Source organism: Bacillus sp. 05T22 (assembly GCF_056396765.1).
Genome location: NZ_JBFTMC010000051.1, coordinates 20312 through 27548 on the forward strand (window position 1 = coordinate 20312; position 7237 = coordinate 27548).

Sequence of the window (7237 nt, forward strand, 5' to 3'; positions counted from 1 at the left end):
TATTTATATAAAAGTTTATTATGTGACGGAAGCTTTTAATGGGAGCTTAACTTGGAGGCTTTTAATCTGTTCAACTAACCGCTAATGGAAATTGAATGATTTCCTATTTGTGTTAGTTTTACTTTATAGGAGTTGGGTACATGCCTGAATTTTATAAGAGACAGCGGTTTTTATATCCTGTTTATGTATTAGCTTTTTTTATGCTTGTGCTTATTACCATTCTCGGTTATTTGCATTGGATAATGGGAATGGCCGCTTTTTTTATTTTTTGTATTGTTCTCTTTTTTGTAATTCGATTTGAGCTAGCCTTTCAGAGGAATTTTGAAAAGTATACAACGGATATGATTACAAGAGTAAAGAAAGTGAGTAATGAAGCGTTTAATCAAATGCCAATTGGTATTTTGTTATACAATAAGGATTATGGAATTGATTGGGCAAATCCTTATTTGTCTTCTTGCTTGGGGCAACACTCTTTAGCGGGATGGCATTTGTATGATGTATCAGAAACATTACTCCTCTTTATTAAAGGAGAAACTGCGGATGATATTGTATCTTTAAATAATCGTAAGTTTCGTGTGTTTGTAAGGAAAGAAGAAAAGTTAATTTATTTCTTCGATGTAACAGAGCAAACAGAAATTGAAAAAATGTATGAGGATCAGCGTACAGTTCTCGCGATTATTTATTTGGACAACTATGATGAAGTTACACAAGGTTTGGATGACCAATTGCGTACGAACATCACGAGTCTTGTGACATCACGTCTAAATGAGTGGGCTATCAAATACGGTGCATATTTAAAACGAGCTTCTTCAGAGAGATYCTTTGTTGTGTTAAATGAAAGTATTCTGGCACAAATGGAGAAAGGAAAGTTTGATATTTTAGATCAAGTGCGTGAAGAAACATCAAAACGAAATATTCCACTTACATTAAGTATTGGCGTAGGATCAGGCGACTTATCTTTATCAGAGCTTGGTGCGATGGCACAATCGGGTTTAGATCTTGCTTTAGGGCGAGGTGGAGATCAAGTTGCGATTAAACAAGCGACAGGTAAAGTGAAATTTTATGGTGGCAAGACAAATCCAGTGGAAAAACGCACGCGTGTACGTGCACGGGTTATCTCTCATGCATTAAAAGATTTAGTATTAGAGAGCAGTAATGTTATTATAATGGGTCATAGAGCTCCTGATATGGATGCGATTGGGGCGGCCATTGGAATTTTAAAAGTAGCACAGTTGAATGAGCGTGAAGGGTACATTGTACTAGACGAGAATGATTCTGATAAGGGTATTAAACGTTTAATGGATAAGGTAAAGCAAAATGAGGATTTATGGTCTCGTTTTATTACACCACAGCAGGCTATGGAATTTGTAACAGACGATTCATTGCTTGTCGTTGTTGATACGCACAAACCATCAATGGTGATGGAAGAAAAGCTTTTGCATAAGATTGAAAATGTAGTTGTGATTGATCATCATCGCCGCGGTGAGGAATTTATTGAGGATCCTCTTCTTGTGTACATGGAGCCATATGCGTCTTCGACAGCTGAACTTGTCACGGAACTTCTTGAATATCAGCCGAAACGTTTGAAAATGACAATGTTAGAAGCTACAGCATTACTTGCAGGGATTATAGTCGATACGAAAAGCTTTACATTCCGGACAGGCGCCCGTACATTTGATGCGGCTTCTTATCTGCGTTCGCATGGAGCGGATACGGTTCTTGTACAAGAATTGTTAAAAGAAGATATGAGGCAATATTTACGAGTTGCAAAAACGATTCAAAATGCGTACATTTATAAAAATGGAATTGCAATTGCCAAAGTAGACGGCGATGAATATTATGATCAAGTATTAATCGCACAATCAGCTGATACGTTGCTGACAATGACAGGAGTAATCGCATCTTTTGTCATTGCAAAACGTGGGGAAAGCTTCATCGGGATTAGTGGGCGTTCTTTAGGTGAAGTGAACGTGCAACTAATTATGGAAAATCTAGGTGGCGGCGGACATTTAACGAATGCAGCTACACAAATGAAAAATGTAACAGTAGATGAAGCTCAAGATAAACTTCAATTTGTTATTGATGACTATTTACAGGGAGGCACACAATCATGAAGGTAATTTTTCTAAAAGACGTAAAAGGTAAAGGGAAAAAAGGAGAAATAAAGAACGTACCAGATGGTTATGCAAATAACTTCTTACTAAAACAAGGATTAGCTGCGGAAGCAACAAATAGCAGCATGAAAACGTTAGAAGCACAAAAACGTAAAGAAGAAAAAGATGCAGCGGCTGAACTTGAGAATGCGAAAGAGTTAAAAGAAACTCTAGAGAAATTAACTGTAGAATTAAAAGCGAAGTCTGGTGAAGGTGGTCGTTTATTTGGTTCTATTACAAGTAAACAAATTGTAGATGCGATGCAAAAAGCACATAATATTAAGCTTGATAAACGTAAGTTTGAAATGGACGATGCAATTCGTACATTAGGATATACAAATGTAATTGTAAAATTACATCCACAAGTAACAGCGACAGTAAAAGTTCATGTTAGTGAACAATAAAAATAAGTTAGGCAAGGAGGATTGCGCATGAGTGATGTATTTGCTGATCGTACCCCTCCGCATAATATAGAGGCTGAGCAAGCGGTTTTAGGGGCGATATTTCTTGATCAGGATGCGTTAACTGCAGCTTCAGAACTGCTAATGCCTGAATCTTTCTATCGAACAGCACACCAAAAGATTTTTGAAGTTATGCTTAAGCTATCTGATAAAGGAGAACCTATTGATTTAGTTACCGCAACATCAGCGCTTGCTGATCAAGGGTTGTTAGAAGAAGTTGGTGGTGTTTCTTATTTAGCTGAATTAGCGGAAGCTGTTCCGACAGCTGCTAACGTAGAGTATTATGCACGTATTATTGCAGAAAAAGCACTTTTGCGTCGTTTGATTCGAACAGCAACTCACATTGTATCAGATGGTTATGAACGCGAAGATGATGTAGAAGGCTTGCTAAATGAAGCGGAGAAAAAAATATTAGAAGTATCACATCAAACAAATGCAAAAGCATTCCAAAATATTAAGGATGTTCTTGTAGATGCTTATGATAAAATTGAACTTTTGCATAATCAAAAAGGTGAAGTTACAGGGATACCAACTGGGTTTACTGAATTAGATAAGATGACAGCGGGATTTCAGCGTAACGATTTAATCATTGTGGCAGCCCGTCCTTCGGTGGGAAAAACGGCATTTTCACTGAATATCGCGCAGAATGTGGCAACTAAAACAGATGAAAATGTAGCAATTTTTAGTTTGGAGATGGGTGCTGATCAGCTTGTTATGCGTATGCTTTGTGCAGAAGGAAATATTGATGCACAAAGGCTTCGTACTGGCTCGTTAACTTCAGATGATTGGGCAAAGTTGACAATGGCGATGGGAAGTCTTTCGAATGCTGGAATATATATTGATGATACGCCGGGAATTCGAGTTAGTGAAATTCGTGCGAAATGCCGCAGATTAAAGCAAGAACAGGGACTTGGAATGATTTTAATCGATTACTTACAGCTTATTCAAGGTAGTGGGAAATCTGGTGAAAACCGTCAGCAGGAAGTATCTGAAATTTCCCGTACATTAAAAGGAATCGCACGTGAGCTACAAGTGCCTGTTATTGCCTTATCTCAGCTGTCTCGTGGTGTTGAATCCCGTCAAGATAAACGTCCGATGATGTCTGATATTCGTGAATCAGGAAGTATTGAGCAGGATGCCGACATTGTGGCGTTCTTGTATCGTGAAGATTACTATGATCGTGAAACGGAAAATAAAAACACGATTGAAATTATCATTGCAAAGCAACGTAATGGCCCGGTAGGTTCTGTAGAGCTCGCATTTGTGAAGGAATTTAATAAATTCGTAAACTTAGAGCGTCGTTTTGACGATGGACATGCACCACCGGCATAGCGGAAGTATAAAAAAGAAACACATTTCTTATAATAAGATGTGTTTCTTTTTTTATGAACAAAAGATAAGGTTTTCATCATGTGAATAAAGAATTCTTACGAACGAAAAAGATAAAAGATAAAAAAATGTTCGTTTTTAAATTGACTTCTCTTTTCATTTTGGTACAATTATATTGTTTGAAAAGTTCGTTTGAAAATTGCGGAGGTGCTTGAATAATGTCTTCAGTAGTAGTTGTAGGAACACAGTGGGGCGATGAAGGAAAAGGTAAAATTACTGATTTCCTTTCTGAACATGCGGAAGTAGTTGCAAGATATCAAGGTGGGAACAACGCAGGACATACAATTGTTTTCGGCGGTGTTAAGTATAAACTACACTTAATTCCATCTGGTATTTTCTATAAAGAAAAAATTTGTGTTATCGGAAACGGTATGGTAGTAGATCCAAAAGCATTACTTGTAGAATTAAAATACTTACATGATCGTGGTGTAAGCACTGATAATTTACGTATTAGTAACCGTGCGCACGTTATTTTACCTTATCACTTAAAACAAGATGAGTTAGAAGAAGAGCGTAAAGGTGATAACAAAATCGGTACAACGAAAAAAGGTATTGGTCCAGCATACATGGATAAAGCTGCTCGCGTTGGTATTCGTATGGCTGATCTTTTAGATCGTGAAGCATTTAAAGAAAAGCTTGAACGCAATTTAGCAGAAAAAAATCGTCTATTTGAAAAAATGTATGATGCAGAAGGCTTTAACGCAGATGAAATCTTTGAAGAGTACTTTGAATATGGTCAAAGAATCGCGCAACACGTATGCGATACATCTGTTGTATTAAATGATGCGTTAGATGAAGGACGCCGCGTATTATTTGAAGGTGCACAAGGCGTAATGCTTGATATTGATCAAGGTACGTATCCATTCGTTACATCTTCTAACCCAGTTGCTGGTGGTGTAACAATCGGTTCTGGAGTTGGTCCTTCTAAAATCAATCGTGTAGTAGGTGTATGTAAAGCATATACAAGCCGTGTTGGTGACGGTCCATTCCCTACTGAACTTCATGATGAAACTGGTCATCAAATTCGTGAAGTTGGTCGTGAATATGGTACAACAACTGGTCGTCCACGTCGCGTAGGTTGGTTTGATAGTGTTGTTGTAAGACACGCACGCCGCGTTAGTGGTTTAACAGATTTATCTTTAAATTCTATCGACGTATTAACAGGTATTCCAACTGTGAAAATCTGTATCGCATATAAATATAATGGAGAAGTTCTGGATGAAGTTCCAGCAAACTTAAACATTTTAGCAAAATGTGAACCAGTATATGAAGAACTTCCAGGCTGGACAGAAGATATTACAGGTGTAAAAACATTAGCTGAACTTCCTGAAAATGCAAGACATTATGTAGAGCGTGTGTCTCAATTAACAGGTATCCAATTATCTATGTTCTCTGTTGGTCCAGATCGTAATCAAACAAACATCGTTCGTRACGTATACGGTGGTTAATTGATATAAAATTGGTTTATTTAAGAAAAAACTCATGTAAACATGAGTTTTTTCTTATCTTGTATAAAAAAATATAAAAAGGTATTGCAAAAACAAAAGCCATTATGTTATGATAACTCTTGTCGTCACGAAAATATGACGTTGGTGAGTATGAGCCATTAGCTCAGTTGGTAGAGCATCTGACTTTTAATCAGAGGGTCGAAGGTTCGAGTCCTTCATGGCTCACCATTTTATTTTTCGTGGCCCGTTGGTCAAGTGGTTAAGACACCGCCCTTTCACGGCGGTAACACGGGTTCGAATCCCGTACGGGTCATGTCTTTTATATATGTTTTGTGGTCCCGTGGTGTAGTGGTTAACATGCCTGCCTGTCACGCAGGAGATCGCCGGTTCGACCCCGGTCGGGACCGCCACTTTTGTTTATACCACCATTAGTGGTTTTATATATATGTTTTGGCTCGGTAGCTCAGTCGGTAGAGCAGAGGACTGAAAATCCTCGTGTCGGCGGTTCGATTCCGTCCCGAGCCACTCTCAGGATATTAAGTGGGCCCACTTAATATCCTTTTTATATTGTTCAATTTTACAAATGAGAGTAGTTATTTTACAATAGAATGAGGAGCCTCTAGCAGTTGAAGCTAGAGGTTTTTCTATAGATTGTATAGTGTTCCACTTATATGTGGATCATACGTGATTCTATGAGAATAGAGGAGAAAATACTYAAACAAAGGCTGTGAATGTTTGATTATACGCTATACAGATAGCTGTGCACGTTTGAGGATGATTGACCATATTTTTATTAGGAGGAAACAAATAATGATGGGAAAGAAAATCTTAGTCGTTGATGATGAGAAACCGATTGCAGATATTTTGAAATTTAACTTAGAAAAAGAAGGTTTTGAAATTGTGATGGCGCATGATGGTGACGAAGCTATTGAGAAGGCAAATGAGGAACAACCAGATATGGTTTTATTGGATATTATGTTACCAGGGAAAGATGGGTTAGAGGTTTGTCGTGAAATACGAAAAAGCTCTGAAATGCCAATCATTATGCTAACTGCAAAAGATTCTGAAATCGATAAAGTATTGGGATTAGAGCTTGGAGCAGATGATTATGTAACAAAACCATTTAGTACGCGTGAATTATTAGCACGTGTAAAAGCAAACTTGCGTCGTCATCAACAAGGTGGCTCAGCTGAAAAAGAAGAAAATACAGAAATGGTTATTGGGCCAATTGTGATTAATCCAAATGCGTACAGTGTAACGAAAAGAGAAGAAAGCATTGAACTTACACATCGTGAATTTGAATTACTTCATTATTTGGCGAAGCATTTAGGACAAGTTATGACGCGTGAGCATTTATTACAAACGGTTTGGGGCTACGATTATTTTGGAGATGTACGTACAGTAGATGTAACAGTACGCCGTTTACGTGAAAAAATTGAAGATAACCCAAGTCACCCAACTTTAATTGTAACAAGACGTGGGGTGGGGTATTACTTGCGTGATCCAGAGCAGGAATAGTATATGAAGAAAGTTGGTTTTTTTCAATCGATTCATTTAAAGTTTGTGCTCATCTATATGCTATTAATTTTGATAGCAATGCAGGTTATTGGTGTATATTTTGTTCGTGAACTTGAGAAGAGTCTCGTACAAAGTTTTAAGGATTCATTAACACAACAAACGAATTTACTGTCTTATAATTTGAAGCAAGAGTTTGCAAAAGAGCGTGAAAAAACAGATCCCCCTTTAGAAAATGCGATTAAAACATCAATTACTGACTTTGCATCAG

5 protein-coding genes, 4 tRNA genes and 1 pseudogene are annotated in these 7237 nt (G+C 37.6%); all 10 read left to right on the top strand.

Annotated elements, in window-relative coordinates; translation table 11 throughout:
• Positions 1 to 140 precede the first annotated feature (140 nt).
• Positions 141 to 2114, top strand: a complete 1974-nt coding sequence (locus AC1DIT_RS16095) for a DHH family phosphoesterase (RefSeq protein WP_476998284.1) — start codon at positions 141 to 143, stop codon at positions 2112 to 2114.
• Positions 2111 to 2557 (top strand): 50S ribosomal protein L9, encoded by a 447-nt coding sequence (rplI, locus tag AC1DIT_RS16100; protein ID WP_016112816.1) that lies wholly within the window; start codon positions 2111 to 2113, stop codon positions 2555 to 2557. The genes AC1DIT_RS16095 and rplI overlap by 4 nt, the downstream gene beginning before the upstream one ends.
• 27 nt (positions 2558 to 2584) lie before the next feature.
• Positions 2585 to 3946, top strand: coding sequence for a replicative DNA helicase (gene dnaB, locus AC1DIT_RS16105; protein WP_016112815.1), 1362 nt, complete (start codon positions 2585 to 2587; stop codon positions 3944 to 3946).
• A 215-nt stretch (positions 3947 to 4161) separates the two neighbouring features.
• Positions 4162 to 5451, top strand: coding sequence for an adenylosuccinate synthase (locus AC1DIT_RS16110; RefSeq protein ID WP_476998285.1), 1290 nt, complete (start codon positions 4162 to 4164; stop codon positions 5449 to 5451).
• A gap of 152 nt (positions 5452 to 5603) precedes the next feature.
• Positions 5604 to 5679 (top strand) — tRNA-Lys (locus AC1DIT_RS16115).
• Between the two features lie 13 nt (positions 5680 to 5692).
• Positions 5693 to 5764, top strand: a tRNA-Glu gene (locus AC1DIT_RS16120).
• Positions 5765 to 5785: 21 nt separating this feature from the next.
• A tRNA-Asp gene (locus tag AC1DIT_RS16125) sits at positions 5786 to 5861 on the top strand.
• Between the two features lie 42 nt (positions 5862 to 5903).
• Positions 5904 to 5976: transfer RNA gene (locus tag AC1DIT_RS16130), tRNA-Phe, on the top strand.
• Between the two features lie 285 nt (positions 5977 to 6261).
• Entirely contained in the window at positions 6262 to 6969 is a 708-nt protein-coding gene (gene walR, locus AC1DIT_RS16135) for a cell wall metabolism DNA-binding response regulator WalR (RefSeq protein ID WP_000971870.1), read from the top strand.
• Positions 6970 to 6972: 3 nt separating this feature from the next.
• A pseudogene (locus AC1DIT_RS16140) lies at positions 6973 to 7237 on the top strand (cell wall metabolism sensor histidine kinase WalK); the annotation flags it as partial.

Coding starts and splice junctions, on each gene's coding strand:
- walR (WP_000971870.1), top strand. CDS start 6,262: ATGATGGGAAAGAAAATCTTAGTCGTTGATGATGAGAAACCGATTGCA.
- dnaB (WP_016112815.1), top strand. CDS start 2,585: ATGAGTGATGTATTTGCTGATCGTACCCCTCCGCATAATATAGAGGCT.
- rplI (WP_016112816.1), top strand. CDS start 2,111: ATGAAGGTAATTTTTCTAAAAGACGTAAAAGGTAAAGGGAAAAAAGGA.